The organism is Streptomyces sp. CA-251387, from assembly GCF_050936625.1.
In the GTDB taxonomy this organism is placed as follows: domain Bacteria; phylum Actinomycetota; class Actinomycetes; order Streptomycetales; family Streptomycetaceae; genus Streptomyces.
This window is the reverse complement of sequence record NZ_JBNJMJ010000001.1, coordinates 5,059,696-5,085,958: the sequence shown is the minus strand read 5'-3', so window position 1 is coordinate 5,085,958 and position 26,263 is coordinate 5,059,696. Positions and strand designations below refer to the sequence as shown.

20 protein-coding genes and 1 pseudogene are annotated in these 26,263 nt (G+C 70.6%); 11 read left to right on the top strand and 10 right to left on the bottom strand.

Features of this window, described 5'->3' with window-relative positions; genetic code table 11:
* Positions 1-10: 10 nt before the first annotated feature.
* The 4 genes from ACQEV2_RS22725 to ACQEV2_RS22710 form a co-directional block, all read right to left on the bottom strand.
* Entirely contained in the window at positions 11-862 is an 852-nt protein-coding gene (locus ACQEV2_RS22725) for an SRPBCC domain-containing protein (RefSeq protein ID WP_433044428.1), read from the bottom strand.
* A 182-nt stretch (positions 863-1,044) separates the two neighbouring features.
* On the bottom strand, positions 1,045-2,688 hold the full coding sequence (locus ACQEV2_RS22720) for a polyamine aminopropyltransferase (RefSeq protein ID WP_433044425.1): 1,644 nt from the start codon (positions 2,686-2,688) through the stop codon (positions 1,045-1,047).
* A gap of 36 nt (positions 2,689-2,724) precedes the next feature.
* Positions 2,725-3,324: a DUF2617 family protein gene (locus tag ACQEV2_RS22715; protein WP_433044422.1), complete on the bottom strand. Its 600-nt coding sequence runs from the start codon at positions 3,322-3,324 to the stop codon at positions 2,725-2,727.
* Between the two features lie 380 nt (positions 3,325-3,704).
* Positions 3,705-3,971, bottom strand: a complete 267-nt coding sequence (locus tag ACQEV2_RS22710) for a hypothetical protein (protein WP_433044419.1) — start codon at positions 3,969-3,971, stop codon at positions 3,705-3,707.
* A gap of 139 nt (positions 3,972-4,110) precedes the next feature.
* Here ACQEV2_RS22710 and ACQEV2_RS22705 point away from each other — a divergent pair, with 139 nt between their 5' ends.
* Both ACQEV2_RS22705 and ACQEV2_RS22700 read left to right on the top strand, forming a co-directional pair.
* Complete coding sequence (locus ACQEV2_RS22705; RefSeq protein WP_433044416.1) at positions 4,111-5,295, top strand: pyridoxal phosphate-dependent aminotransferase; 1,185 nt, start codon at positions 4,111-4,113, stop codon at positions 5,293-5,295.
* A gap of 194 nt (positions 5,296-5,489) precedes the next feature.
* The gene (locus tag ACQEV2_RS22700) at positions 5,490-6,611 is read left to right on the top strand and encodes a hypothetical protein (RefSeq protein ID WP_433044413.1); all 1,122 of its coding nucleotides are present in this window, start codon (positions 5,490-5,492) and stop codon (positions 6,609-6,611) included.
* Between the two features lie 55 nt (positions 6,612-6,666).
* Here the strand turns inward: ACQEV2_RS22700 and ACQEV2_RS22695 are convergent, their stop codons facing one another.
* The 3 genes from ACQEV2_RS22695 to clpB form a co-directional block, all read right to left on the bottom strand.
* Positions 6,667-7,194, bottom strand: coding sequence for a YbjN domain-containing protein (locus ACQEV2_RS22695; RefSeq protein WP_433044410.1), 528 nt, complete (start codon positions 7,192-7,194; stop codon positions 6,667-6,669).
* A gap of 120 nt (positions 7,195-7,314) precedes the next feature.
* On the bottom strand, positions 7,315-7,842 hold the full coding sequence (locus tag ACQEV2_RS22690; protein WP_433044407.1) for a hypothetical protein: 528 nt from the start codon (positions 7,840-7,842) through the stop codon (positions 7,315-7,317).
* A gap of 414 nt (positions 7,843-8,256) precedes the next feature.
* Positions 8,257-10,854 carry an ATP-dependent chaperone ClpB gene (clpB, locus tag ACQEV2_RS22685; protein WP_433044404.1) on the bottom strand — a complete coding sequence of 866 codons (2,598 nt, stop codon included), beginning with the start codon at positions 10,852-10,854 and terminating at the stop codon, positions 8,257-8,259.
* 119 nt (positions 10,855-10,973) lie between these two features.
* Between clpB and ACQEV2_RS22680 the strand changes: the two genes are divergently transcribed.
* Complete coding sequence (locus tag ACQEV2_RS22680; RefSeq protein WP_433044401.1) at positions 10,974-11,387, top strand: pyridoxamine 5'-phosphate oxidase family protein; 414 nt, start codon at positions 10,974-10,976, stop codon at positions 11,385-11,387.
* A 175-nt stretch (positions 11,388-11,562) separates the two neighbouring features.
* Here the strand turns inward: ACQEV2_RS22680 and ACQEV2_RS22675 are convergent, their stop codons facing one another.
* Positions 11,563-11,898: a hypothetical protein gene (locus tag ACQEV2_RS22675; RefSeq protein ID WP_031482824.1), complete on the bottom strand. Its 336-nt coding sequence runs from the start codon at positions 11,896-11,898 to the stop codon at positions 11,563-11,565.
* 297 nt (positions 11,899-12,195) lie between these two features.
* Here ACQEV2_RS22675 and ACQEV2_RS22670 point away from each other — a divergent pair, with 297 nt between their 5' ends.
* A complete protein-coding gene (locus ACQEV2_RS22670; protein WP_433044397.1) occupies positions 12,196-13,233 on the top strand; it encodes a helix-turn-helix transcriptional regulator in 1,038 nt (345 codons plus the stop codon).
* Positions 13,230-14,258 (top strand): LuxR C-terminal-related transcriptional regulator, encoded by a 1,029-nt coding sequence (locus ACQEV2_RS22665; RefSeq protein ID WP_433044394.1) that lies wholly within the window; start codon positions 13,230-13,232, stop codon positions 14,256-14,258. Before ACQEV2_RS22670 ends, ACQEV2_RS22665 begins: the two co-directional genes overlap by 4 nt.
* On the opposite strand, the gene ACQEV2_RS22660 is transcribed toward ACQEV2_RS22665, so the two are convergent.
* A complete protein-coding gene (locus ACQEV2_RS22660) occupies positions 14,170-15,264 on the bottom strand; it encodes a LuxR C-terminal-related transcriptional regulator (RefSeq protein ID WP_433044391.1) in 1,095 nt (364 codons plus the stop codon). The two genes, ACQEV2_RS22665 and ACQEV2_RS22660, sit on opposite strands and share 89 nt — an antisense overlap.
* 386 nt (positions 15,265-15,650) lie before the next feature.
* Between ACQEV2_RS22660 and ACQEV2_RS22655 the strand changes: the two genes are divergently transcribed.
* The 3 genes from ACQEV2_RS22655 to ACQEV2_RS22645 are packed head-to-tail and all read left to right on the top strand — an operon-like array spanning position 15,651 to position 18,981.
* Positions 15,651-17,195 carry a circularly permuted type 2 ATP-grasp protein gene (locus tag ACQEV2_RS22655; protein WP_433044388.1) on the top strand — a complete coding sequence of 515 codons (1,545 nt, stop codon included), beginning with the start codon at positions 15,651-15,653 and terminating at the stop codon, positions 17,193-17,195.
* Positions 17,192-18,124 carry an alpha-E domain-containing protein gene (locus ACQEV2_RS22650; protein ID WP_433044385.1) on the top strand — a complete coding sequence of 311 codons (933 nt, stop codon included), beginning with the start codon at positions 17,192-17,194 and terminating at the stop codon, positions 18,122-18,124. The genes ACQEV2_RS22655 and ACQEV2_RS22650 overlap by 4 nt, the downstream gene beginning before the upstream one ends.
* A gap of 2 nt (positions 18,125-18,126) precedes the next feature.
* A complete protein-coding gene (locus tag ACQEV2_RS22645) occupies positions 18,127-18,981 on the top strand; it encodes a transglutaminase family protein (RefSeq protein WP_433044382.1) in 855 nt (284 codons plus the stop codon).
* A gap of 63 nt (positions 18,982-19,044) precedes the next feature.
* Here the strand turns inward: ACQEV2_RS22645 and ACQEV2_RS22640 are convergent, their stop codons facing one another.
* Positions 19,045-20,163: a sugar ABC transporter substrate-binding protein gene (locus ACQEV2_RS22640; RefSeq protein WP_433044379.1), complete on the bottom strand. Its 1,119-nt coding sequence runs from the start codon at positions 20,161-20,163 to the stop codon at positions 19,045-19,047.
* Between the two features lie 305 nt (positions 20,164-20,468).
* On the opposite strand from ACQEV2_RS22640, the gene ACQEV2_RS22635 reads away from it, so the two are divergent.
* The 3 genes and pseudogenes from ACQEV2_RS22635 to ACQEV2_RS22625 all read left to right on the top strand — a co-directional run bounded on the left by ACQEV2_RS22635 (position 20,469) and on the right by ACQEV2_RS22625 (position 26,261).
* A complete protein-coding gene (locus tag ACQEV2_RS22635; RefSeq protein WP_433044376.1) occupies positions 20,469-22,163 on the top strand; it encodes a fibronectin type III domain-containing protein in 1,695 nt (564 codons plus the stop codon).
* 163 nt (positions 22,164-22,326) lie between these two features.
* Positions 22,327-24,047, top strand: a pseudogene (locus ACQEV2_RS22630) (PA14 domain-containing protein).
* Positions 24,048-24,233: 186 nt separating this feature from the next.
* A complete protein-coding gene (locus tag ACQEV2_RS22625) occupies positions 24,234-26,261 on the top strand; it encodes a fibronectin type III domain-containing protein (RefSeq protein ID WP_433044373.1) in 2,028 nt (675 codons plus the stop codon).
* Positions 26,262-26,263: the final 2 nt, after the last annotated feature.

The window sequence follows — 26,263 nt, the reverse complement described above, 5'->3', positions numbered from 1 at the left end:
GAAAAAACGCTCAGCGCCGCCGCCGCAGCATCCGCCCCACCACGATCGCCGACGCCAGGACCACCGCCGCCGCGGGTGCCGCCCAGCGCAGCGTGGAGCTGGGGACGACCGTCTGCGGCGCGGGGACCGGCGCGTAACGCCCCCGCGGCGGGGCATGGTCCACTTCCTCCGCGCTGCGGCCGATCATCGTCCGGCGGGCGTGGGCCGCCTCGGCGACGGGCGGCTCGCCCCCGGTTTCGTTCGGCCCGGTTTCGTTCTCCTCCGGCAACAGGTCCGTGCTCTCCGCGGAGGCCGCCTCGTGCCGGGGCTCCGGCGCCGGTGCGTCGTCGGCGTCCGGCGTCGTCTCGAAGTCGCTGGTCACCCGCGTTTCGAACTCTCCGGGTGCGAGGCCTTCCTCCGTGGCCTCCGTGGCTTCCGTGGCCTCCCCCGACTCCTGCTCCCCCGCCGCCGCCCCCAGGTTCTCCGCGAAGCGGTTCAGCAGGCGCGTGGCGGCCGTCCCGACCGCCTCCCCCGGCAGCTCCGACACCCGCCCGTCCGCGGAGGCCGCCCCCTCGAACCGCACCGTGGTGCCGCCGTCCGCGTCCAGGAGCCGCAGCGTGAGCGCGAGCTTGACCGAGCCGGTGCCGCGCGCCTCGGTCGCGTCGCCCTCGATGGAGTACGCACCGTCGTCCTGCGCGGTGAGCCGTACGAGCCCCCGGTACGTGATGGTGTGACCGCCGATACGCATCTTCAGCCGCCCCGCGACGGGCTCGGCGCCGGCGTCCTGCTGGAGCCCGGGGACCGCCCGGGCGACCCGCACGGGATCGGCCAGCACCGCCCTGAGCCGCTCGGGCGCAACCGGAACGAACACCTCATGCTCCATGCGTAGTGAGCCTACCTATCGGACCGGTGGCTGCACCCCTGTCGGCCGAAAACTCACCGCGCGTTGGTGTTGCCCTCGCTGGGGGCTGCCGCCCCCAGACCCCCGCTTCGGCCCCGAAGGGGCCTTGTCCTCAATCGCCGGACGGGCTGAGACGTCCTGACCGGCACCGACAAGTGGCCCCCCTAATACCGCGGATGCACCAACGTCGACGCCCCCAACCCCCCGACCCGCGTCCCCTCCGCCGCCCGCGCGTCCGCCGCCAGCCCCTCCTGCGTCACCGTCCCCAGCCGCGGCGCCCCCCGCCCCTCCCCGAGCCGCAGCGCCGGTCGCTTCCCGCCGCCGGCCAGGATGAACCCCCAGTCGTGCGGCGCGCGTGTCGGGCCCGCCGAGCGGTCGGGGCCCGGGGTGAAGCCGGAGTCATGGCCCGTGACGCGGTACGGGGCGGTGCGCAGGCCCGCCGCGCGGAGTGTCGCGTCGACCGTCCAGAAGACGCGAGGGCGGGAGGAGACCGGCCCGGCGTGCACCGCCAGGCGGCCGCGCGGGGTCAGGGCGCGGCGGGCGAGGCCGTAGAACTCCTGCGAGTACAGCTTCGTGCTGGCCGTGATGCCGGGGTCGGGCAGGTCCGAGATCACCACGTCGTACGTCGCCGGCGGCGCCGCCCGCAGCCAGCGGAACGCGTCGCCCGTCATGACGTGGACGCGGTTGTCGTCGTACGCATGGCCGTTGAGCCGGGACAGCGGAGGGTCCCGGCGCGCCAGCCGCACCACTCCGGCGTCGATCTCGACGATGTCGACCCGGTGCACCCCGGGATGGCGCAGCACCTCGCGCGCCGCCAGCCCGTCCCCGCCGCCGAGGATCAGCACGCGCGAGTGCTCGCCGCTCATCGCGGGGTGGACCAGCGCCTCGTGGTAGCGGCGTCCGTCGCGGCCGCCGACCCGGAGGCGGCCGTCGAGGAAGAGGTCGAGGGGGCGGCCGTGCGTGCCGCCGGTGATGACGACCTCCTGGATGTCCGTCTGGACCGCCACCCGTACGTCCCGCCCGTACACCGCGTGCCGTGCCGCCCGTTCGAAGTCGTCGACGAGTACGGCGGCCGCGGCGAGGACGCCGAGCACCGTGAGGTTGGCGATCACCAGCAGCCAGCGGGCACGGCGGGTGAGGTCCCCCCGGAACAGGCCGAGGACCAGCGCACCGCCCGCGACGGCGTTGACCGCGCCGGTGATCAGAGCCGAGGTCAACTGGCCGAGCAGGGGCAGGAGGAGGAACGGGAACGCGAGGCCGCCGACCAGTGCGCCCACGTAGTCCGCGGCGAACAGGTCGGCCACCGCGCCGCCCGCGTCCTGGCGGCGGATGCGCTGGATGAGCTCCATCAGCAGCGGCACTTCGGCGCCGATCAGCAGGCCGATGGTGAGGGAGAAGGCGACGAGGAGTGCCCGGGGGCCGTTGGCCCATATGCCGCCCCAGTCGCCGGTCCAGGCGAAGACGGCGTACAGGGCGAGCGCGCTGCAGCCGCCGACGAGGGCGAGGACGGCCTCGACGGCGCCGAAGCCGGCCGCTGCGAGCGGGCGCAGACGCTTCGCGACGAGGGAGCCGATGCCCATCGCGAAGACCATGACGGACAGGACGACGGAGGCCTGGGTGACCGAGTCGCCGATCAGGTACGAGGCGAGGGCGACGAGTTCGAGTTCGTACACGAGTCCGCAGGCCGCGCAGACGAAGACGCCCGCGAGGACCAGGAACCGTCCCGTGCCCGGCCGCACCGGAAGCCGCGCGCGGCCGCCCCAGGGGGGCGTTGTCCCGGGCGGGGCGGGAGCGTGCGGCTCGATCACGCTGCCGACGGTACGTTACGGAACGGGCACGCTTCGTCACCCACACGTGTGTTGTTGAGGCGGGAGACGTTTGTGTCCCCCAACGCGGGACGGGCCGAGCGGGCTTGACCGGCGCCGGGAAGTATCCGCGGCCACCCTCACCCCCACCTTCGTCCGCGTCGCCACCAACTGCCCGTCCTGCGGATACGCGTGCCACGTCCGCCAGTGGACCTGCCCCTCGTGGTGCTGGGCGAGCATGGCCGTGAAGGCGTGCGGGCTGCCGGGGAACACTCCGGCGAGGCCGTGCGGGTGGTCGGCGACCAGGGCCAGCAACTCCTGGGCGCGCCCGGCGAACTGACCCGGCGACAGGATCTCCACGCGGGCCGCGAACTCGTACTCCCAGTCGCCCACCCGCTTGGCCACGCCGAGCGGAAGGGGCGTGCTGCTGCCGGGCATGCAGGCCACCGTCTCCGAGCAGTCGCCCCGGTCCTCCTCCAGCAGCACCTGATGGGACGCGCCGAGCAGTCTCAACTGGAGCTTGGCTCCAGGCAGTTCGAGGTCCAGCATGGCCAGTGCGGGCAGCGGCTCCCGCCCCAGGGCCCAGGCGAGGTCGGCCGCGCGCGTATCGGTATAGGAGGTCTTCAGGGTCGTGAGCATGGGTCGGCTCCGCTAGCACGCAAAGAGAGGGAGGTGTCGGTCTCCGGCGCCCCCCGGCCGACACCGGGAGTCGGCCCGGTCAGCCCAGTCGGCCGGTCAGAAGGGGTGTCCGCGGGACGTCCGAGGGGCTGCGTTGGTGAAAGTTACTGAATCATGAACTGTGGCGCCGCCACAGCGTTTTTACCCAAGTTCGTAGGGTTTCCATCCCTCAGAGGGCTTATCAGCTCAACTGTTCAACTCCGGCGTGCGCCGGGGCGCACGTACAAGGCACGGCGCGCACACAAAAGGCACACGAGAGACAGGAAAGCGGGGCCGGTCCCAGGCACCGGCCCCGCTCCGTTCGGATGCGGTTCCCCCTCGGAGAGCTCAGCTGCCCCGTGTCAGCTGCCTCCGCCACCACATCCGCCCCCGCCCCCGCAGGACGACCCGCCTCCGCATGACGAGCCACCCCCGCAGGACGACGAGCTGCCCCCGCAGGACGAACCCCCCGAGCCGCCCCCACCGGCCCACCAGCTGCCGCCGCTGTCGTACGAGCGCCCCCTGCGGCTGGGCGTGCGGTGCGCCGGACGTCCGCTGCCGCGCGCGACGGACACGACGATCACCACGAACACCACTGCGACCAGCGCCCCCACGAAGAGTGTGGTCATGGCGTCAGCCTCCTTCCGTTCCCCCGAAGCGGACCGAGGCGTCCCCCGTGGGCGCCTCCCGCTCGGTGCGTGCGAGTGAGATGCCCGGCCGTGTCACGGCCCAAAGCAGAGTTGAGGAAGTCCAGAGCTTGGGCGCAGGATGACCGGCATGACCTCCACCTCCCGCCCCCTGCTGAACCGCCGGCTCGCCGAGTTCGGGACGACGATCTTCGCCGAGATGTCCGCGCTGGCCCTGCGGACCGGGTCCATCAACCTCGGCCAGGGCTTCCCCGACACCGACGGACCCGAGGAGGTCCGGGAGGCGGCGGTGCGGGCGCTGCGGGATGGGCGCGGCAACCAGTACCCGCCGGGTCCCGGCATCCCCGAGCTGCGTACCGCAGTGGCCGCGCACCAGGAGCGGCGCTACGGGCTGTCGTACGACCCGGACACGGAGGTCCTGGTCACGGCCGGCGCCACCGAGGCCATCGCGGCCGCGCTGCTTGCACTGCTGGAGCCCGGCGACGAGGTGATCGCGTTCGAGCCGTACTACGACTCGTACGCGGCCTGCATCGCGATGGCGGGCGGGACGCGGGTGCCGGTCACCCTGCGCCCGCACGAGGGAAGCTTCCGCCTGGACCTCGACGAGCTGCGCGCCGCGGTCACCGACCGCACCCGGCTGCTGCTGATCAACACCCCGCACAACCCCACCGGCACGGTCCTCACCCGTGAGGAGCTGGCCGCGATCGCCGAACTGGCCGTCGAGCGGGACCTGCTCGTGGTGACCGACGAGGTGTACGAGCACCTGGTCTTCGACGACGCCGAGCACCGGCCGCTCGCCACTTTTCCGGGCATGCGCGAGCGGACGGTGACCATCGGGTCGGCGGGCAAGACGTTCTCCTTCACCGGCTGGAAGGTCGGCTGGGTGACCGCGCCGTCCGGCCTGGTCACGGCCGTACGGTCGGCGAAGCAGTTCCTGACGTACGTGTCGTCGGGGCCGTTCCAGTACGCGGTCGCCGAGGCGCTCGCCCTGCCCGACAGCTACTTCGCGGCCTTCCGCGCGGACATGCTGGCCAAGCGGGACCTGCTGGCGGCGGGGCTGGCGGAGGCGGGATTCGAGGTGTTCAAGCCCGCGGGCACGTACTTCATCACGACCGACATCCGCCCCCTCGGCGAGACCGACGGCTTCGCCTTCTGCCGCGCCCTGCCGGAGCGGGCCGGGGTCGTCGCCATCCCCAACGCGGTCTTCTACGACCACCGGGAGGCGGGGGCGCCGTTCGTGCGGTTCGCGTTCTGCAAGCAGACGGGTGTGCTGGAGGAGGCGGTGAAGCGGCTGCGGGCGATGTGAGGAGCCACGGCCCGCGGGCGGGTCCCCTCACCCGGCAGGTGCACAAGGCGCGCGCTGGGGCGCTCAATGCTCGCTCCGCCCCGCACCGCGCCGCACAGTACGGGTGTGGCCCACGCAAGGACCCTCGTACGTCCCCCGTCACCAAGCCCCGCTCCGAACAGCCCGCCCGCCTGCCGGCGAGGACCACGGCGGCGATGGGTACCGCCCTCGGCCTGTTCGCCGCCACCCGGCTGCTGGGCGTCGCCGTAGGGGCCCTGACCGCCTGGGCCACCGACCGGCACGACGGGCATCCGCTCGCGCTGCTGGGGCGGTCCTGGGACTCGCTGTGGTACCTGGGGATCGCGGCGCACGCATACGGCCGCACCCTGCACTTCGGGCCCGGTGTCGTCCAGAGCGATCTGGCGTTCTTCCCGCTGTACCCGGCGCTGGTGCGGGCCGTCGCCGTGCTCACCCCGCTGGGCGCGGGCGCGTCGGGACTGGTCGTGTCGTGGTCGGCGGCCGGCGTGGCGGCCTGTGGGATCCACGCCCTCGGGGCCCGGCTGCACGGGCGGGCCGTCGGCACCGCGCTCGTGCTGCTCCGGGGCCTCCTCCCGCACTCGGTCGTGCTGTCGATGGCGTACACCGAGCCCGTCCTCACCGCCTTCGCCGCCTGGTCGCTGTACGCCGTGCTCGGCGGCCGCCGGCTGTGGGCGGGGGCGCTGGCCGCACTGGCGGGGCCGGCGCGGCCCAACGGGTTCGCGGTCGCGGCGGCGGTGCTGGCCGCCGCGGGGTGCGAGGCGTGGCGGAACCGCCGGCGGATCGGCGGGGTTACCCACAGGCTGTGGACGGGCGCCGCGCTCGCGCCGCTCGGCTGGGTCGCGTACGTGCTGTGGGTGGGCCGTCGCCGGGGCGACCTGCTCGGCGGCTACTTCGAGGTGCAGCGCCGGTGGGGGTCGACGTTCGACTTCGGCCGGGCTTCGGCGCACTTCGTCCGGCATGTGCTGCTGCACGGCGGCCGCTTCGTCTTCCCCATGACGATGCTGATCGTCGCGGCGGCGGTCGTCCTGTACGCGCTGCTCCTGGCCGATCGCGCCCCGCTGCCGCTGCTGGTCCACAGCGGCGTCCTGCTGCTGGTCGCGCTCGGTGGTTCGGGCTTCTTCGAGTCCAAGCCCCGCTTCCTGCTCCCCGCCTTCCCGCTCCTCCTGCCGCTCGCGCGGGCGCTGGTGCGGACGGCGAGAGCCCGGCCCTGGCACGCGGCCGTGGTGGCCGGTGCCCTGGCCGGGCTCTCCCTCGCCTACGGCGCGTATCTGGTCGTGATCGCCGATACGCCGCTGTAGGTACGTCTGCTCCCGCGCGCGGGGACGCGTTGCAGATGTGCCTGCTGTGCGCGGCTTATTCGCCGTCTTCCTCGGGCTTGTCCGCTTCGTTGACCTCCTGCTCGAGGCCGAGCTGCTCGACGAGCCACTTGTCGAACTCGATGGCGGCCCGCACCCAGCTGACCGTCGACGAGACGAAGTGCTCGAGGCTCACGCCGGTGCCGATCAGCATCTGCGCCTCGCCGATCAGGCGCACGGTGCCGTCGTCGTGCGTGTGGCTGTACACCTTCGGCCACAGGGTCCGGCGGTTCCAGTCGTCGATCGACTCCAGGAGCAGGGGCTTCTCGTCGATCTTGTGGGGCCGGTCGTAGAACGTCCGCACCGAGAAGACCTGCTGGTCGCCCTCGCCGCGGAACATGAAGTACGTACGGAACTGCTCCCACGGCGCCGCGAGGTCACCCTCGTCGTCGACGACGTACTTCAGCTCCATCTGGTCGAGGAGCTGCTTCACGAGGTCCTGATCCGGGATTACGGGGCCGGGCGGCGGCCCGGGCTGCGGCTGCTGGCCCCCGAAGTTCGGAATCGAGGACGGGTCGATGCTCACCGTGATTTTCCCTTCGTACGGATTCCGCCATCCTCCCTCATCCGGGGAGGGGGGTGGCAACCCCGGACGGGCCCTGTCAGCCGTCGGCTGACAGGATCCGGCCGCTCGTACGCAGGTGGGTCAGCCGTGGATCAGCGCGGTGCCCTGGAGTTCCTGGGTGATGGCGCCCTTGTCGTCGCCCGCGATGTCGTAGACGACCGTGGCGTCCGACGACCAGTACAGCTCACCGTCGTACGTGGTGGACGGGGCGACGCAGGTGTTCCCCGCGGTGTCGAAGTTCCAGGCGTAGTGGTCGTTGACCATGGCGGTCATGTCGCACGTCTTCTTGGTGACGACGTGGTCCTCGCCGTCCTTGGTGAGGCGCTCCTCGATCCGCGTGGTGATCTTGAAGCTGGTGAACCGGGTCGAGCCGTCGACCACGTTGTCCACGGCAAGCTGCCAGTAGACGGTCGACTTGCCGGTCATGCCGGCGCCGTTGGGCGCGTGCGCGCCGTTGTTCTCCACGATGTAGGTCGTCTTCGGCTTCTGGCCGGGGAAGACGACGTCGAACTGGGAGTTGGCCGTCCAGGCGGCCGCCGGACTGGCCATCAGGACGCCCAGGGCGACGGCGGACGAGGCGAGACCGGCTGCGGTCAGGATCTTGCGCATGCACATTCCTTCTCTGCTGGGGTGTCACAACAGGCATGCGGGGGCGCGGAGCCGCGCAAGGCGATGTGCGTGAGCGTTCCCCCGTGAAGCGTGCGCCCCAGCCGGACTGGTCAGGTCCGCTTCAGCGGGCGCCCGGTCACAGTAAGCGCTTCATGAACATGCCGACACCGGATTGATCGCCGTGGCCGAGAATCGCCGTACGAAGCGGAACGCCTCCGGTGTGGACGCCAGGCCTTGCCGTTCCGCTTCGCGATCTATGGAGATTCCGTGAAGCGGAAGGTCGGGAGTTGCGGGAGTGACTCCTGTGGTTGGCCGGAAATGATCACCGCGACAGCCTGCGTGACGCCCTCCGGCCCGCCCCGGGATGCGGGGCGGGCCGGAGGGAAGTGACCTGGCCGCGGCCAGGTCCGGCGGTCAGAGGGTCTTGCCGGTTGCCGGCCCCACCAGCAGGCCGTCGCCGAAGCGGTCGACGCGGACCGTGTCGCCGTCCTTGATCTCGCCGGAGAGGATCTCCTTGGCGAGCCGGTCGCCGATGGCGGTCTGGACGAGGCGGCGCAGGGGGCGGGCACCGTAGGCCGGGTCCATGCCCTCGTCGGCGAGCCAGGCCAGCGCCTCGTCGGTGATCTCCAGGGTGAGGCGGCGTTCCGCGAGCCGCTTGGCCAGGCGCTCGATCTGGAGCTTCGCGATGCGGCCCAGCTCCTCCTTGCTGAGGGCCGAGAAGACCACCAGGTCGTCGAGGCGGTTGAGGAACTCCGGCTTGAAGGAGGTCCGGACCACCTCCAGCACCTGCTCCTTCTTCTCCGCCTCACTGGTGATCGGGTCGACCAGGAACTGACTGCCCAGGTTCGAGGTCAGCACGAGGATCGTGTTGCGGAAGTCGACGGTACGGCCCTGACCGTCCGTCAGCCTCCCGTCGTCCAGCACCTGGAGCAGGATGTCGAAGACCTCGGGGTGCGCCTTCTCCACCTCGTCCAGCAGGATCACGCTGTACGGCCGCCGCCGCACCGCCTCCGTGAGCTGGCCGCCCTCCTCGTAGCCGACGTACCCGGGAGGCGCGCCGACCAGCCGGGCCACGCTGTGCTTCTCGGAGTACTCGGACATGTCGATGCGCACCATCGCCCGCTCGTCGTCGAAGAGGAAGTCGGCGAGCGCCTTGGCGAGTTCGGTCTTGCCGACGCCGGTCGGGCCGAGGAAGAGGAAGGACCCGGTGGGGCGGTCGGGGTCGGCGATCCCGGCACGGCTGCGGCGTACGGCGTCGCTCACGGCCCGTACGGCCTCGGTCTGGCCGATGAGCCGCTTGCCGATCTCGTCCTCCATGCGCAGCAGCTTCTGCGTCTCGCCCTCCAGGAGGCGGCCGGCGGGGATGCCGGTCCAGGAGGCGACGACGTCCGCGATGTCGTCGGAGCCGACCTCCTCCTTGACCATGGTGTCCTTGGTGACCTCCTCCTCGGCCTGCGAGGCGGCCTGCAGCTCCTTCTCCAGGGCCGGGATCTCGCCGTACAGCAACTTGGAGGCGGTGTCGAAGTCACCGTCGCGCTGGGCGCGTTCGGCCTGTCCGCGCACGTCGTCGAGCCGTTCCTTCAGCTCACCGACACGGTTGAGGGACTGCTTCTCCTTCTCCCAGCGGGCGTTGAGGCCGCGCAGCTCCTCCTCCTTGTCGGCGAGGTCGCGGCGCAGCCGCTCCAGGCGCTCGCGCGAGGCCGGGTCGGTCTCCTTCTCCAGCGCGAGCTCCTCCATCTTCAACCGGTCGACGGCGCGCTGGAGTTCATCGATCTCGAGGGGGGACGAGTCGATCTCCATACGGAGGCGGGAGGCGGACTCGTCGACGAGGTCGATGGCCTTGTCGGGCAGGAAGCGGGAGGTGATGTACCGGTCCGAGAGGGTCGCGGCCGCCACCAGCGCGCTGTCCGCGATCTGCACCTTGTGGTGGGCCTCGTACCGCCCCTTGAGCCCGCGCAGGATCGCGATGGTGTCCTCGACGGACGGCTCGGCGACCAGCACCTGCTGGAAGCGCCGCTCCAGGGCGGGGTCCTTCTCGATCCGCTCCCGGTACTCGTCGAGGGTCGTGGCACCGACCATGCGCAGCTCACCGCGGGCGAGCATGGGCTTGAGCATGTTGCCGGCGTCCATGGCGGAGTCACCGCCGGCCCCGGCGCCCACCACCGTGTGCAGCTCGTCGATGAAGGTGATGATCTGCCCGTCGGAGTCCTTGATCTCCGCGAGCACGGTCTTCAGCCGCTCCTCGAACTCACCCCGGTACTTGGCCCCGGCGACCATGGCACCGAGGTCCAGCGCGACCAGCCGCTTGTCCTTGAGCGACTCGGGCACGTCCCCCTTGACGATCCGCTGGGCGAGCCCTTCCACCACGGCGGTCTTGCCGACGCCGGGCTCACCGATGAGCACGGGGTTGTTCTTGGTCCGCCGGGAGAGCACCTGCACGACCCGCCGGATCTCCTGATCGCGCCCGATGACGGGGTCGAGCTTGCCCTCCCGCGCGGCGGCGGTGAAGTCCGTCCCGAACTTCTCCAGGGCCTTGTACTGCCCCTCGGGGTCGGCGGTGGTCACCCGGCGTCCGCCGCGCGCCTTGTGGAAGGCGTCCAGCAGCTTCTTCGCACTGGCGCCCTGCTGCGCGAGCACCTCACCCGCGGGCCCACCCTTGGCCGCGATGCCGATGAGGAGGTGCTCGGTGGAGAGATACTCGTCCCCGAGCTCCTTGGCCCGCGCCTGGGCGTCCGCGATCACGGCGAGGAGCTCACGGTTGGGCTGCGGAGGTGCGACGGTGGACCCGGTCACGCTGGGCAGCGAGGCGAGCACCTTCTCGGCGCCGGCGCGCACGGACGCCTGGTCGGCGTCGACGGCCGCCAGCAGATCGATGATGTTCTCGTTGTCCTGCCCCTGGAGCAGAGCGAGGAGCAGGTGGGCAGGGGTGAGGTCCGGGTGCCCCTCGGTCACGGCCCGGTTGCTGGCCGCGTTGATCGCGTCCCGGCTCCTGTTGGTCAGCTCGGCGTCCACGTGTCCGTTCTCCTCCTGGCGTCAGCGTCACCCAGTACTGACTGAATCAGCGTACACAAAGTTGAGTCTATTCCGCTCAAGGTAGTTCCGGGAGGGCCACGGGGGCTAGGTTCCGCACCATGGCCGCATACCCCCAGGACCCTGCCGCGCCGGACGAGCCGTACCTCACCTTCTGGCAGGAGAGGCACCTGTGCACCCTGACGACCCTGCGCCCGGACGGCACCCCGCACGTGGTACCCGTCGGAGTGACATACGACCCCGAGGCGCGGTTGGCTCGGGTCATCACGAACAAGTCGAGCACGAAGGTGGCGAACATACTGGCCGCCGGCCCCGACGGCGCGCGCGTCGCCGTCTGCCAGGTGGACGGCGGGCGGTGGGCGACGCTGGAGGGGCTCGCGTACGTCCGGACCGAGCCGGAGCGGGTCGGGGAGGCGGTGCGGCGGTACGCGGTGCGGTACGGGCGGATGCCGGCGCCGAATCCGCATCGCGTGGTGATCGAAATCGAGCTGACGCGGGCGATGGGGCGCGGGTGACCTCTTGGCGGGCGCCGAGTGGCCGGATACCGGTCGGCCGGTTTCAGCCACCGGCAGAACAGGTGGATAACAGGAAATGTCCCCGAAAACTGCAGCGGCGTCACCGTGTTCAGGTCACGGTGACGCCGCTGCGGGGGGAAGCACCTGAGCGATCTGTTACGACGGGGGAATCGCGTCAGGCACTGCGGGGGGTGGCTGAGATGGTCCTTGGGGCCGGGGCCTCCGGCTCCACCAGCCGGTGGTCGCGCTGATCGAGGTTGACGAAGATCATTCCGTACCGGATGGCACACCGCACAGGCTGCGGCGCCCCCCGAGGCCGCCGCAGACACCGGTACGCCCGCACGTCCTCTTCGTCGTCCCGCGTGACGACGACCGGCTCACCGAAGACGGTCACCATCAGCGAGTCACCGGGGTGGGGGATCGCGGTGACGAGGTCGATGAAGTGCCAGCCGGAGCGGTAGGCGGTGGCCATTTCGCGGCGGAAGGAGCGGTCATCAGGTGGAGTAGTCATGTCAGGACCAGACGCTGTCTTCTGGTGTCGGAGAAGTGTCACCGACGCCGGCAGCAGTCGTAGTGCCCGCAATGGACCAGACACTGTCCGCTCGGACGTCACCCTCCGCTGCGGAGAGGCCACTCAGAGCTCCGAAGGCCAAAACGGCGGAGAAGGCGGCGACAAGCACCGAGCGAAGCATTCTCTTCCTCATAGTCGGCTTCGTCCTCACTTGAAGGTCCCCTCTTCCCCCGTCGGATAAGACGATGGCTCATTAGGGCACTTCATGGCCACACAATCGGTGCATCATGTTCCTGCATGTTCAGGACCCTGGGGGGTGGAGATTTGACAACAAATCGGACTAAGGCGACACATCCCCATGCCATTACGCAACTGTGCGATGAGGGCGGGCGCCTCTACGCGAACGCCCTGCGCACGGGACGTATCGCCCGCGTGGATGTGGAGTCCGCTCCCTGCTTGATGGAGTTCGCTCTGCTGCACCCCGATCCTGACGACCCGAACTGGCTGCGCCCCGTGTCCCCCGCGGTGGCCCTGGCCCAACGGCTCAATCCGATCGAGCGGGAGATCACCGAGCGGAGGCAGACATCGATCGAGCTGGCCGAGGTCTTCGAGCCGTTCATGGCCCTCAGCGCCCAGGGCATGGCCCCCACTCACTCGATCACGGTCCTGGAGGGGCTCGACCGCATCAACGCCGCTCTCGACCTGGCCACCAGTCAGTGCCGGAACGAGATGCTCACGGTGCAGCCCAGCGCCCGGCACCCCGAGCGCCGGCTCATCGAAGGGCTGGAACGCGACAGGACCATGACCGAACGGGGCGTGCGGATCCGGACCCTCTACCAACACACGGCACGCTACAGCCCCGAGCGGCTGGCCTACGTGGACCGGTTCACCGATGGGAAGGTGGAGTACCGCACCATCGACGAACTGGTCGAGCGGCTGATCATCTGCGACGAGACCGTCGCCTTCATCCCCATACGCGACGACCGCCAGGTCGCCCTGGAGCTCCGCCACCCGGGCCTGGTGCTTTATCTGATCAAGGTGTTCGAGTTCATGTGGAACCGCGCTGTGCCGCTGAGCGCCGGAGCCCCCTACGAGACCGCCCATGACGGCATAACGGATATCCAGCACTCCATCGCCAAGCTCCTCGTCGAGGGCCATGTCGACGAGGCGATAGCACGACGCCTGGGCATGAACGTCCGCACCTGCCGGGCCCACATAGCCAAGCTGGCCACTGCTCTGGGCAGCGGCAGCCGTGCCCAACTCGGCTACCTCATAGCCCAGTCGGGGATCCTGGACCAGGATCAGCGGTCATCAGGTGGAGAGAACGGCGCGTGAACACGCAGGGGCACGGCCACGGCGCGGAAGAACTGTGCGATGCGGGAGCGCAGATCTACGAACGGGCCTTGCGCGAAGGCCGCGTCTCCGGCGAAGAGGCCGCCGCGGCACCGTGCCTGATCGACTTCGGCCTGCTGTATCCGGCCGTCGACGACCTGAACCGGCTGGAGCCGGTCGCGCCCGCCGTCGCCCTGCACCGGCTGCTGAGGGTGTCCGAAGAGCGGATCGCCGAAGAGCGGCGACGGGAGGAACGGCTGGCGGAGACCTTCGCGGGGCTGATGCGGATCGAGGGCCGGCGTACGGAGATCGAGGACTCACCGGCGATCCGGGTCCTCAGCGGTATGGAGCGCATCAACCAGGTCATCACCGAGGCCATGGCCGACGCGACGCAGGAAGTGCTCTGCATCCAGCCCTACAACAACGCACGCAGTGAGGCGGCAGCGGTCGTCGCCCTGGAACGCGATCAGGCCCTCCTGGACCGAGGCGGTCGCATCCGCACCCTGTATCAGCACACGCAACGCCACGCGCCCCTGGTCATCGCCCGATACGAGCAGTTGACGGGCGACGCCGAGGCCCGCACCCTCGACGAGGTCACCGAACGGCTCATCGTCGTCGACCACGCAGTCGCCTTCATCCCGGCGAGCAAGGACCGCACGCTCGCCCTCGAGGTCCGCCACCCGGCGCTGGTCGACTACTTCGTCACCACCTTCAACCGCCTGTGGCGCCTGGCCACGCCCATGCACCCCCGGACCGTCCGGCGCCCGACCCTCAACGGCATCACCCCCCGCCAGCGCGCCATCGCCGCCCTCCTCATCGAAGGCCACACCGACGCCGTGATCGCCGACCGGCTCGGCATGAACATCCGCACCGCCCGCGTCCACATCGCCAAACTCGCGGCGACGCTGGGCAGCGAGAGCCGGGCCCAACTCGGCTATCTCATCGGCCGGTCGGGGATTCTTGACCAGGAACCCCCGGCACCCCAGGCGCCCCAGGCACACCCTGCCCCGGCACCCCGGCAACGCTGATCACCGCGTCCTCGGACGACGACGCACGCGGCCGGTCCAGGCCCACCTGTGCGATACGGACCCCGAGTTGCGTACGACTCGCCGCCCCCAGCGTCTCCGACAGCCGCGCGATGTGCGCACGGCAGGTACGGACGCTTATGCCCAGCCGCTCCGCGATCACGGCGTCCTGGTGCCCCTCGGCGAGCAGCGCGGCGATGGACTGTTCGCGGTGGGAGATGCCCTCGATCCCCGTGTCCGGCAGCGGCGCCGTGAGCGGGATCGCCAGCCGCCACAGCCGCTCGAACACGGTCACCAGGTAGTGCACCAGACCCGGATGCCGCAGCTCCAGCGCCATCGTGCGGTCCGGGTTCGCCGGGACGAAGGCCACCGTGCGGTCGAAGAGGATCAGCCGGTCGATCACCTCGTCGAGCGTGCGGGCCTCGACCGAATCGCCCATCAGCTCGAGGTAGTTGAGCAGGCCCTGCCCGTGCCGGGCGACATGGGTGTACAGGTCGCGCATCCGCACACCCCGCCCGCGCAGCGCCAGCGCCCGGTGCAGCCCCTCCGTCAGCTCGTGCTCGGGTCGGATGCCGCCGGGCTGCACCGTCAGCACCTCCGTCGTGCAGGCCTCCGTCGCCGCGTCCAGGGCCCCCTGGATGCGGGAGGCGCCGTCCAGCACACGGATCGCCGTGCCCTCCGCGCCGGACGCCTGCGGTGGCTGCGGGCCGAGGCCGGCGTACCACTCGAACGCCGCCACCGCCGAACCCACGCGCCGCTGGCTCGCGCTGACCTCGTCGTACACCCCGCGCAGCAGCCGCGTCATGACCTCCTGCGGGGACGTCGGCACCAGCCAGTCCATGTCGTCGGGGTCGGGGTGCAGCAGCGCCAGCTCCAGCAGGCAGGGCACCGGCTCGGCGTCCCGGCGCGGCACGCGACCGCGCCGTACGGCCCGGGAATACACACGATCCCCGGCCTCGCACAGTCGATCGGCACCGTGCGGATGCTCCTCCGCCCCGTGCCCGGCCATCGCCCATCCACCCCCGGTCCTTGCCTCATTCGCCGGCCCGGTCCTGGTCGAGGGACCCACCGTGCACAACCCTTCGGGCCTACGGTTCACTCGCGCTTCCGCAGCGCAACTATGCGCGGACGGGCCGTGCTCCGCAACACGGCTCTCGCCGGGACGGGCGCCGTAAACCACCGATACCTCCCGTTATTTCCTGGCCTCCGTCCGCCGAGTTGCAACAAGCTGGGGGTGTCGTCCCGGACTTTGCCGTGTGCGCAGCAAAGCCCCTCGCCCCCCGCCCCTCCCTCGGGCCGTCGGCCGATTCGGCCCCCGGACGCCTCCCTTCCGCGTGCACCTCCCGGAAATCCCCCAGTGATCACCGCGTTACACCCCGCACTTAACGTCAGGCCATGGCGGACATATTTGACGCGTACGCGTTGGCCGACGCGTGGGACGAGATGTTCGAGCGGCCGGGTGAGGTCAGGACCGCCTATGAGCCGGTGCTGGCTGCGCTTCAGCCGATCGAGCCGAGTGAACTGCGCTTCCGGGCCGACCAGATGGCCCGGGCGTTCACCGACAGGGGCGTGACCTACGCCTTCGCGGGCGAGGAGCGGCCCTGGCCGCTGGACCTCGTGCCCCGCATTCTCGACGCCCTCGAATGGGATCTCATACAACGCGGGGTCGGTCAGCGGGTGCGCGCCCTGGAGGCCTACCTCGCCGACGCCTACGGACACGCCCGCGCCTTCGAGGACGGCGTGGTGCCCTGGCGGCTGCTGCTCAACTCCCCGCACTTCCACCGGGCGGCCCACGGCATCGAGCCACCGGGCGGGGTCCGGATCCACGTCGCCGGCATCGACCTCGTGCGCGACGAGGCGGGCGACTTCCGGGTGCTGGAGGACAACGTCCGGGTGCCCAGCGGTGTTTCGTACGTCATCGAGAACCGCCGGGCCATGACGCGGATCTTCCCCTCGCTCTTCGCCGAGCAGCACGTCCTGCCGGTCGACGGGTACACGCAGAAGCTGCTCGCCGCCCTGCGCGCCGCCGCACCCGACGGGACCGACGATCCGCGCGTCGTCGTGCTCACTCCCGGGCCCAATAACGCCGCCTACTTCGAACACGCCCTGCTGGCCCGGCTGATGGGCGTGCAGCTCGTCGAGGGGCACGACCTGGTCTGCCGCGGCAACCGCGTGTGGATGCGGACGACCCGCGGCGAGGTCCCCGTCCACGTCGTATACCGGCGGCTGGACGACGACTTCCTCGACCCTCTCCACTTCCGCCCCGACTCGGTGATCGGCTGCCCGGGCATCCTCAGCGCGGCCATGGCGGGCAACGTCACACTCGCGAACGCCGTCGGGAACGGGATCGCCGACGACAAGCTCCTCTACACCTACGTCCCCGAGCTCATCCGGTACTACCTCGGCGAGGAACCGATCCTCCCCAATGTGGAGTCCTACCGCCCCGACGAGCCAGGGCAACTGGAAGCCGTGCTCGACCAGATCGAGCAGCTCGTCATCAAGCCCGTCGACGGCGCCGGCGGCCAGGGCATCGTCATCGGGCCCCGGGCCGACCGCGAGACGATCGAACGCACTCGCAAAGCCGTCGTCGCCGACCCGCGCGGCTTCATCGCCCAGCGGCCCGTCGCCCTGTCCACCTCCCCCACCCTGGCGGGCGAGCGCATGGCGCCGCGCCACATCGATCTGCGCCCCTTCGCCGTCAACGACGGCAACGATGTCTGGGTGCTGCCCGGCGGCCTCACCCGTGTCGCCCTCCAGGAGGGCAACCTCATCGTCAACTCCAGCCAGGGTGGCGGCTCCAAGGACACCTGGGTGCTGGCCGAGGGCCCGACGGAGTCCCCCGCGCCCCTCAGCGCCGGCGATCCCCTCGCCGTCGCCCCGCGTCAGCTCGGACCCGACGGGACCCCCACCGTCGTACAGGAAGGGGCGCAGCAGCAGTGAACGACGTGATCCTCTCCCGTATCGCCGAGGCCCTGACCTGGACCGGACGCTATGTCGAGCGCGCCGACGCCACGGGCCGGATCCTCGACGCCTATCTCCACCGCATGCTGGAGGACCCCTGGCGCGACGAGGACGTGGCCTGCCGGTCGCTGTACGCGATCCTCGGGATGGACGCCGGCGGTGAGCCGGTGGACATGCAGCAGGTGCTCGACCAGCTGGCCTTCGACGCCCGTTCGACCGGGTCGATCGAGGGCGCGCTGGGTGCCGCCCGGCTGAATGCGCGCAGTGCCCGCGAGGCGGTGTCGTCCGAGATGTGGGAGTGCCTGAACTCGACGTGGCATGCCCTGGCCGACCAGCGGCTCGCGGCCCGCCGTACGGGTCCTTATGCCTACCTGGAGCTGGTGCGCAGGCGAGCGGCGTTGTTCTTCGGTCTGGCCGACTCGACGATGAGCCGGGACGACAGTTGGCGTTTCGTCGTCCTGGGGCGGAGCCTTGAGCGGGTGGACATGACCGTACGGCTGCTGTCGGTGCGGGTGCTGGACGCCGCGCACGCGCCCGACTGGCCGACCCTGCTGAGCGCGTCCGGCGCCGACGAGGCGTACGCGCGTGTGTACGGCGGCTTCGGCGACACCCCTCGGGTGGCCGAATTCCTGCTGCTGGACCGCGACTTCCCGCGCTCGGCGCTGCACGCGCTGACCACGGCGGAGGAGTGCCTCACCGCCCTCGGCCGCCCCCGCCAGGACCCGGCGCGCCGCCCGATCGGCCGGCTGCGCACCCGGCTCGAATATCTGGACACCCACGCCCTGGAGGAACAGCTCCCGTTGCTGCTCAGGGACCTCCAGACCGCCTGCATGGCCTCCGCCGAGGCGGTGGCGGAGCGGTTCTTCCCCTACCAGGGGCCCGTCGAGTGGGCCCAGGAAGGAGCGTGAGCATGACCACCGCAGCGTCCCGCCGTCTCCGTATCAAACACATCACGAAGGTCTCGTACGCCCAGCCGGCCGCCTCCTCGCACAACGAGGTCCGCATGACCCCGCTGACCCTGCCGAGCCAGACCACCCTGGACGCCCGGGTCACCGTCAACCCGTCGACCCCCACCTGGTCGTACTGGGACTACTGGGGCACCCAGGTCACCGGCTTCGACCTCATGGACCCGCACGGCCACCTCACCATCACGGCCTCCAGCCTCGTCGAGACGCACCCGGCGGGCACCCTGCCGCAGGCGCCCACGTGGCAGGAGCTGGCCGAACGGACCGCCGGTTCACGGCTGTTGGAGTACCTGGGCCCCACAGTCCGTACGACCGTCCCGGCCGAGCTGGTCGAGAAGGCACGGGAGGCGGCGGCCGGCCTCGACCCGCACGGGACGGCGATCGCCGTGTCCGCCCTGGTCGCCGACCGGGTCTCCTACCTGCCCGGCACCACGGGCGTGAACACCTCCGCCGCCGAGGCCTGGGACCAGGGCGCCGGCGTCTGCCAGGACATCGCCCACGTCACCATCGCCCTGCTGCGGGGCCTGGGGCTGCCGACCCGGTACGTCTCCGGCTACCTCCACCCCGAGCGCGAGGCGGAGCTGCACCGGCCGGTCGCGGGCCAGTCCCACGCCTGGGTCGAGTACTGGGCGGGCGACTGGTGCGGCTACGACCCGACCAACCGGACCCGGGCCGACGAGTCCCATGTCGTGGTCGGGCGGGGACGGGACTACGACGACGTCACCCCGCACAAGGGCATCTACCGCGGTGTGCCGGGCGGGCCGCCGGAGGTGACGGTGGAGTTCACGAGGGTGGCCTGAACGGGCCGTGGCCCGCCGGGAGACCGGCGGGCCCTGCCTGCTGAGCCGTTGCTTGCCGAGCCCTTACTTGCCGAGCCCGATCTCCTGGCAGGCGGCCTTGTACTTGGCCGAGCAGATGTCGGACAGCTCGTGGATCCCGTCCGCGACGACGGTCTTCTTGATGTTCTTCTGGGTCAGGGCGACCACGGGCACCAGCAGCGCCGGGATGTCCTTGTCGGTCGGGCTGTCGACCTGGTCCTGGGTGAGGGAGTCGAACTGGATGTCCTTGCCCTGGACCTTGGCCACGGCCATCTGCGCGGCGCTCTCGGCCTCCTGCGGGTACGACTTGTACACGCTCATGTACTGCTCGCCGCTCACGATCCGCTGCACGGCGTCCAGTTCGGCGTCCTGCCCGGTGATCGGCGGCAGGTTGGTCACGCCCGCGGCCTCCAGGGCCTTGATGACACCGCCGGCCATGCCGTCGTTGGCGGCGTAGACGCCCTTGATGTTGTTCACGCCGATCGACTGGATCGCCTGGGCCATGTTGGCCTGGGCGTTCTCCGGCTTCCAGTCCTTGGTGTCGTACGACTTGGCGATGTCCACCGCGCCGTTGAGCTCGGAGAGGGCGCCCGCCTTGAACTGCTTGGCGTTCGGGTCGGTGGGCGAGCCGTTCATCATGACGATCTTGTCGGAGGAGTCGACGGGGGCCATCGCCTCCAGGAGGCTGCGCGCCTGGACCTCGCCGACCAGTTCGTTGTCGAAGGAGACGTAGGCGTCGATCGGCCCCTCGGCCAGGCGGTCGTACGCGATGACCGGGATCCCGGCGTCCTTGGCCTTCTGCACTCCGTCGGCGATGGCGTGCGAGTCGACGGCGTCCAGCAGGATCACGTCGACCTGGTCGTCGATCATCTGCTGCAGCTGGGTCGCCTGCTTGGCCGCGTCCGCGTCGGCGTTCAGGTACTCGACCTTGCCCTGCTTGTCGGTGAGCTCGAGGACCTTGTTCCGGATGATGGGGTAGTCGAACTTGTCGTAGCGCGTGTTCGCCGTCTCCGGCAGCAGCAGCCCCACCGTGATGTCGTTGCCCTTGGTCGGGCTCGCCTCACTGCTGTCCCCACTGACGCCCAGTGCCCCGCACGCGGCGAGCGAAAGGGTCATCGTGGACGCGGCGGCCACGGCGGTGACGATACGACGCGTGGGGCGCATGGGACGCATATGAGGAGCTCACTTCTGGTGCCATCGGGACACGGGCGCGCCATTGCGCCCAGATGACTGAAAAGCCAACGCGCCGACCGCCCCCAGCGTCAAGCCGAACTACTTAACGAGTGCGCAACGCCACGCTCCGCTCCGCATGTGAAGACATGACGGACCCCCTCCAAACGCCCATTACACCCCCTCCACCGAACCTTGATCGAACAGTCGACCAAGATCCGTACAACCAAGCCCAATCCCCACGAGTCGTGATCACGACAGCCCTCGCTCCACCGTCCCCCACTCGACCAGAGGATCGAATGAACCCAGCCAGACGCACGACCGCCGCGACCGCGGCGACGGTCGTGCTCGCCACCGCGGGCACCCTGCTCACGACGACACCCGCGTCCGCCGCCGTGACCTGCACGTCGCCGGTGTACAAGCGGCAGTTCTTCGCGAACACCTCCTTTTCGGGCACACCGAAGAAGACCGACTGCGACACCACGATCAGCGAGAACTGGGGCACGGGCGCCCCGGCGTCCGGCTTGCCGTCGAACAACTTCTCCGTCCGCTGGACCGTGACGAGGGACTTCGGTTCCGGCGGCCCCTTCGCGCTGACGGCCGCCGCCCAGGACGGCATCCGTGTGTACGTGGACGGCGTCCGCAAGATCGACCTGTGGAAGAACGTGTCGTCCACGGCGTCCAAGACGGTCAACGTCGCCATGCCCTCCGGCAAGCACACCCTGCGCGTCGACCACGTCAACTGGACGGGGGCGGCGAACGTCCGGTTCACCTACGCACCGCGCACCTCAGCGACCGTCGACACGGTCAAGCCCTTTGCCCCGACCGGCACTTCGGTGTCGTACGACTCCGCCACCGGCAAGGCGAAACTCACCTGGGCGAAGAACAAGGAGATGGACCTCGCCGGGTACCGCGTCTACCGGCGCCTCCAGGGCAGCGGCAGCTGGAAGAAGCTGACCTCGACGACGGCGACCTCGTACACGGACGCCCCGCCGGCGACCGGGGAGACGTACTACTACGAGGTGCGGGCCTACGACAGGGCGGGCAACGAGTCGGCAGGCAGCGCCGACCGTCCGGTCACGACGCCGGACAGGACAGCGCCTGCCGTTCCCTCCGGGGTCACGGTCACCGACGGCCAACCGGGCGTCACGGTGGCCTGGCGCGCGGTGCCGGGGGCGACGGCGTACCTCGTACACCGGCGCTGGGAGGACGACGGCGGCGACAACCCCGTCGTGCAGGTGGCGAAGGTGACGGCCACGTCCTGGCTGGACACCAAGGTCGAGGACCGCCTGATGTACAGCTACTGGGTCACCGCGGTGGACGCCGTCGGCAACAAGTCCGCCAAGTCGGCGCCCACCTTCGTCGGGCGCGGCGACTGGGCGCCCTCGGCGCCGACCGGTCTGACGGCCGTACCGCAGTCCGGCAGTGGCATCGCACTGGCATGGCAGGCACCCACCTCGCCGATCACGCGCGACCTGTCTTCCTACCGGATCTACCGGGACGGCCGCCTCATCGACGAGGTGGGCGCCACGCGGACCTCCTACACCGACACCGGCGTCCGGCAGAGCACCTCGTACACGTACACGGTGACCGCCGTGGACACCCAGGACCAGGAGTCCGCCCCGTCGGCGCCCGTCACCGGCACCGCCCCGGCCGCCGGACTCGCCCCCGCGGCCGTGACCGGGCTGACCGGCGCCATGAACGGCACCGACATCGAGCTGCGGTGGCAGCGCAACACCGAGGAGGACGTCGATCATTACGACGTCTACCGGGGTGTGCTGGTCGACGGGGTCTGGCAGTACGAGAAGTGGGACGAGGTCCTCCCGTGGTGGGGGGACGGGACGACGCTCTTCTACTCCCAGGAGCTGTACGAGCCCCAGGGCGAGACGGCCCGCTATGCCGTGGTCGCCGTCGACCGCGCCGGCAACTCCCGCTTCACCAGCGGCGAGGACTTCTCGTACGTCACCGTCACGGAGCCGGTGAGCACCCCTTAGGCATCCGAGGGGTGAGAAGTCGGCTCCGCGCCCACGTCGCATGGCGAGGACGCCTGACGGTCCGCCCGGCAGTCACAGCGGACCGTACAACCCATGGCCCCCTCCAGGAGTCGTGATCGTCGCCGGCCCTTCCCCGGCCAACGACGATCACGACCGAGGATCCATGAACCCAGCCAGACGTACGACCACCGCGGCCGCGGCCGCCGTCGTGCTCGCCACCGCCGGCGGCCTGCTCACCGCGACCGCCACGTCCGCCTCCGCCGCGGTCAGCTGCACCTCCCCGGTGTTCAAGCGGCAGTTCTTCGCGAACACCACCTTCTCGGGGACGCCGAAGAAGACCGACTGCGACAGCGCGATCAGCGAGAACTGGGGCACCGGCGCCCCGGCCACCGGACTGCCCTCCAACTCCTTCGGCGTCCGCTGGACCGTCACGCGCGACTTCGGCTCCGGCGGCCCGTTCTCCCTCGCCGCCTCCGCCCAGGACGGCATCCGCGTCTACCTCGACGGCGTACGCAAGATCGACCTGTGGAAGAACGTGTCGTCCACGGTGTCCAAGACGGTCAACGTCACCGTCCCGTCCGGCAAGCACACCCTGCGCATCGACTTCGTCAACTGGACCGGCACGGCGAACGTCAAGTTCGCTTACGCGCCCCGCACTTCGGCATCCGTCGACACCGTCAAGCCCCTCCCCCGAGCGGAACCTCGGTGTCGTACGACTCCGCCACCGGCAAGGCGAAGCTCACCTGGGCGAAGAACAGGGAGATGGACCTCGCCGGATACCGGGTGTACCGGCGCCTCAAGGGCACGTCGTTCGGCAGCGCGCCCCTCGCGACGACGACTTCGACGTCGTACACCGACGCGACCCTGCCGGTGACCGGAGACGCGTACTTCTACGAGATACGCGCCTACGACAAGGCAGGCAACGAGTCCGCCGGTACCGCCGATCTGGGCGTCACCACCGTCGACCGGACCGCGCCCGCCGTGCCCACCGGGCTGAGCACCGCCTCCGAGCCGGAGGGGCTGACAGTCGGTTGGAGTGCGGTCGAGGGAGCGGCGTCGTACCGGGTGTACCGGGCGGCGAGTGCGGACGGGACCTACACCCGGGTCGGGACCACGAGCGGTCTCTCGTACGTCGACGCCTCGGCCGTCGAGGAGACCACCTACCACTACCGGGTGACCGCCCTCGACGCGGCGGGCAACGAGTCCGCCCGGTCCGTCGCCGTCAGCGGAAAGCGCCAGGACCTCACGCCGCCGTCCGCCGTCACCGGGGTGACCGTCACGCCGACCGAGTACGGCTTCGAGGTGCGCTGGGACGCCAACCCGACCGCCGACCTGGCGAGCTACGCGGTGCGCCGGGGCGAGCTGTGGGGGGACGAGGAGGAGCAGGTGTGCTCCCTCTACCCGGGCTTCCACGTCTCGCCCGACACCACCTCGTACGCGTACACCACCCTCCCGGACGGTGAGGAGTCCTGCTTCATCGTCGACGCCATCGACGACGCCGGGAACTCGTCCTTCAAGTGGACCGGCGAGGCCCAGGTCGTGACCGCGACCGAGCTCGACACGACGCCGAGCGTGGCAACGCCGGAGGGCTCGCCGCTGACGCTCACCGCGACCGGCGCGCAGGGCGACGAGGGGAACCTGCTCAAGTGGTCCGGGCTCGGCGGGTCGGCGCCGGAGCAGGCGGGCGGGTACCGCGTCTACCGCTGGAACCCGGCCACCTCGGTGTACGAGAAGATCGCCGACGCCGCGCCCGGAGCGGTCCAGTACTCGGACACCGGCGCCCGCCGCGGCACCACGTCCTACTACTGGGTGACCGCCGTGGCCGCCGACGGCACCGAGTCCCTGCCCGCGGCGGACTGGGCGGTCACCGCGCCGGCCGGCTGACCCGACGGGCCCCGGCCCCGCCTCGGCCCCGTGATCCCCTCACGGATCACGAAGTCCTTGGCGGGGCCTTCGGGCCCGGGCGTGGTGACGGACCCGTGCGAGATCCGTACAACCAACACCGTCCTTCGTGAGTCGTGATCAGGACAGCCCTCCGCACCGCTGTCCTGCTCAGACTCCGAGGACCGAATGAACCCACCGAGACGCACGACCGCCGCGGCCGCGACCGCCGTCGTGCTCGCCACCGCCGGCGGCCTGCTCACCACCGCCGCCCCGGCCTCCGCCGCCGTGACCTGCACCTCCCCTGTCTACAAGCGGCAGTTCTTCGCGAACACCACCTTCTCGGGCACGCCGAAGAAGACCGACTGCGACAGCGTCATCGACCAGAACTGGGGCACGGCCGCCCCGGCTTCCGGCCTGCCGTCGAACAACTTCGGCGTCCGCTGGAGCGTGACGCGCGACTTCGGCTCCGGCGGCCCGTTCTCCTTCGCCGCCTCCGGCCTGGACGGCATCCGCGTCTACCTCGACGGCGTCCGCAAGATCGACCTGTGGAAGAACACCTCCACGACCGTCTCCAAGACCGTCAACGTCACCGTCCCCTCCGGCAAGCACACCCTCCGCGTCGACTACGTCAACTGGACCGGCTCCGCCAAGGTCAAGTTCACCTACACCCCGCGCACCTCCGCGACCGTCGACACCGTCAAGCCCCTTGCCCCGACGGGCGCCGCCGTCACCTACGACCCGGCCACCAGCAAGGCCAAGCTGACCTGGGCGAAGAACAAGGAGATGGACCTCGCCGGGTACCGCGTCTACCGGCGACTGCAGGGGACCGAGGACTACCGCAGGGTCAGCAGCTTCGACCCGCTGACCACGACGTCGTTCACGGAGACGCTCGCGCCCACCGGTGCCGCCTACTACTACGAGGTCAGGGCCGTCGACAAGGCCGGCAACGAGTCGACGGGCAGCGCCGACAAGCTCGTCACCACCGTCGACCGCACCGCCCCGCTGACGCCGGTGCTGTCCGCGAGCGACGACCCCGTGCGCGGGGTCGAACTCGACTGGCAGGACGACACCTACGACGTGGACTACGACGTCTACCGGGCGGCCGCCGCCGACGGGGAGTTCGTCAAGCTGGGCATCTCGTACGGGTCGAGCCGCACCGACGAGACCGCGCCCTACGGCGACACCTCGTACTACAAGGTCGTCGCGAAGGACCCCGCCGGCAACACCGCCACCTCGCAGGTCCTCGCCTTCGCCCGGCCGCTGGCCGTGCCCTCCATGGACACCCCGCGCACGAACGACGCGGAGACCGGGATCGAGGTGCGCTGGACGACATCGAAGGCCGCGCCGACGACGTTCCGCGTCTACCGCTGGGACCTGTCCGACCCGAACGCCGTCCCCGCGCAGGTCACCTGCGAGTCGTACCGGGTGGGCAACGAGGCCGACTACTACCCGGAGTACGGCTGCACCGACTTCTCCGCCGAGCGGCACACGGGGTACGGCTACTACGTCACCAGCGTCGACAGCGCGGGCCGGGAGTCGGCTCCCTCACGAACGGTCCACGCGGGCCTGCGGGACACCACCCCGCCGCCCGCCGTCACCGGCCTGACCCACAAGAGCACGGAGTACGGCACGGTCCTGGAGTGGGACGAGAACCCCGCCCCGGACCTCGAGTCGTACAGGGTCTTCCGGGCGACCGACCTCCGCGACACCGCCACCTACGAGCATCTCGCCACGCTCCAGCCCGGCACGACCCGCTTCACCGACCTCAACGTCCCGAACGACGAGAACTGGTTCTACTTCGTGGACTCGGTGGACACGAGCCACAACTCCCTCTACACGCTGAAGGGTTACCCGGAGAGCGTCTCCGCCAACGTGAGCGTCAACGAGTTCGACCTCACCCCCGGTTACGCGCCCCCGAACACCGCGGCCACGAACCTGACCGCCCAGGCGGACGAGTCCGGCCACGCGGCGCTGTCGTGGGGCTGCGGCTCCGGCTGCGCGATCACCGGCATCCACGTGTACCGCTGGGACCGCGCCACGCAGCAGTACGTTCGGCTGACCGACGTGCCCCTGGCCACCGACGCCCGCGGCTACACGGACCCGACCACGCCGGCCGGGACCACCAGCTACTACGTCATCTCGTTCGTCGCCGCGGACGGTTCGGAGGCCTACTCCGGTCTCGCCCCCGTCGTGGTCGCGCCGAGCGGAGCCTGAGC

Bases quoted from the DNA above. Each gene is read 5' to 3' on its own strand.
- ACQEV2_RS22725 (WP_433044428.1), bottom strand. From the start codon at position 862: ATGGAGCATGAGGTGTTCGTTCCGGTTGCGCCCGAGCGGCTCAGGGCG.
- ACQEV2_RS22715 (WP_433044422.1), bottom strand. From the start codon at position 3,324: ATGCTCACGACCCTGAAGACCTCCTATACCGATACGCGCGCGGCCGAC.
- ACQEV2_RS22710 (WP_433044419.1), bottom strand. From the start codon at position 3,971: ATGACCACACTCTTCGTGGGGGCGCTGGTCGCAGTGGTGTTCGTGGTG.
- ACQEV2_RS22705 (WP_433044416.1), top strand. From the start codon at position 4,111: ATGACCGGCATGACCTCCACCTCCCGCCCCCTGCTGAACCGCCGGCTC.
- ACQEV2_RS22700 (WP_433044413.1), top strand. From the start codon at position 5,490: ATGGGTACCGCCCTCGGCCTGTTCGCCGCCACCCGGCTGCTGGGCGTC.
- ACQEV2_RS22690 (WP_433044407.1), bottom strand. From the start codon at position 7,842: ATGCGCAAGATCCTGACCGCAGCCGGTCTCGCCTCGTCCGCCGTCGCC.
- ACQEV2_RS22680 (WP_433044401.1), top strand. From the start codon at position 10,974: ATGGCCGCATACCCCCAGGACCCTGCCGCGCCGGACGAGCCGTACCTC.
- ACQEV2_RS22675 (WP_031482824.1), bottom strand. From the start codon at position 11,898: ATGACTACTCCACCTGATGACCGCTCCTTCCGCCGCGAAATGGCCACC.
- ACQEV2_RS22670 (WP_433044397.1), top strand. From the start codon at position 12,196: ATGTTCAGGACCCTGGGGGGTGGAGATTTGACAACAAATCGGACTAAG.
- ACQEV2_RS22660 (WP_433044391.1), bottom strand. From the start codon at position 15,264: ATGGCCGGGCACGGGGCGGAGGAGCATCCGCACGGTGCCGATCGACTG.
- ACQEV2_RS22655 (WP_433044388.1), top strand. From the start codon at position 15,651: ATGGCGGACATATTTGACGCGTACGCGTTGGCCGACGCGTGGGACGAG.
- ACQEV2_RS22645 (WP_433044382.1), top strand. From the start codon at position 18,127: ATGACCACCGCAGCGTCCCGCCGTCTCCGTATCAAACACATCACGAAG.
- ACQEV2_RS22640 (WP_433044379.1), bottom strand. From the start codon at position 20,163: ATGCGCCCCACGCGTCGTATCGTCACCGCCGTGGCCGCCGCGTCCACG.
- ACQEV2_RS22635 (WP_433044376.1), top strand. From the start codon at position 20,469: ATGAACCCAGCCAGACGCACGACCGCCGCGACCGCGGCGACGGTCGTG.
- ACQEV2_RS22625 (WP_433044373.1), top strand. From the start codon at position 24,234: ATGAACCCACCGAGACGCACGACCGCCGCGGCCGCGACCGCCGTCGTG.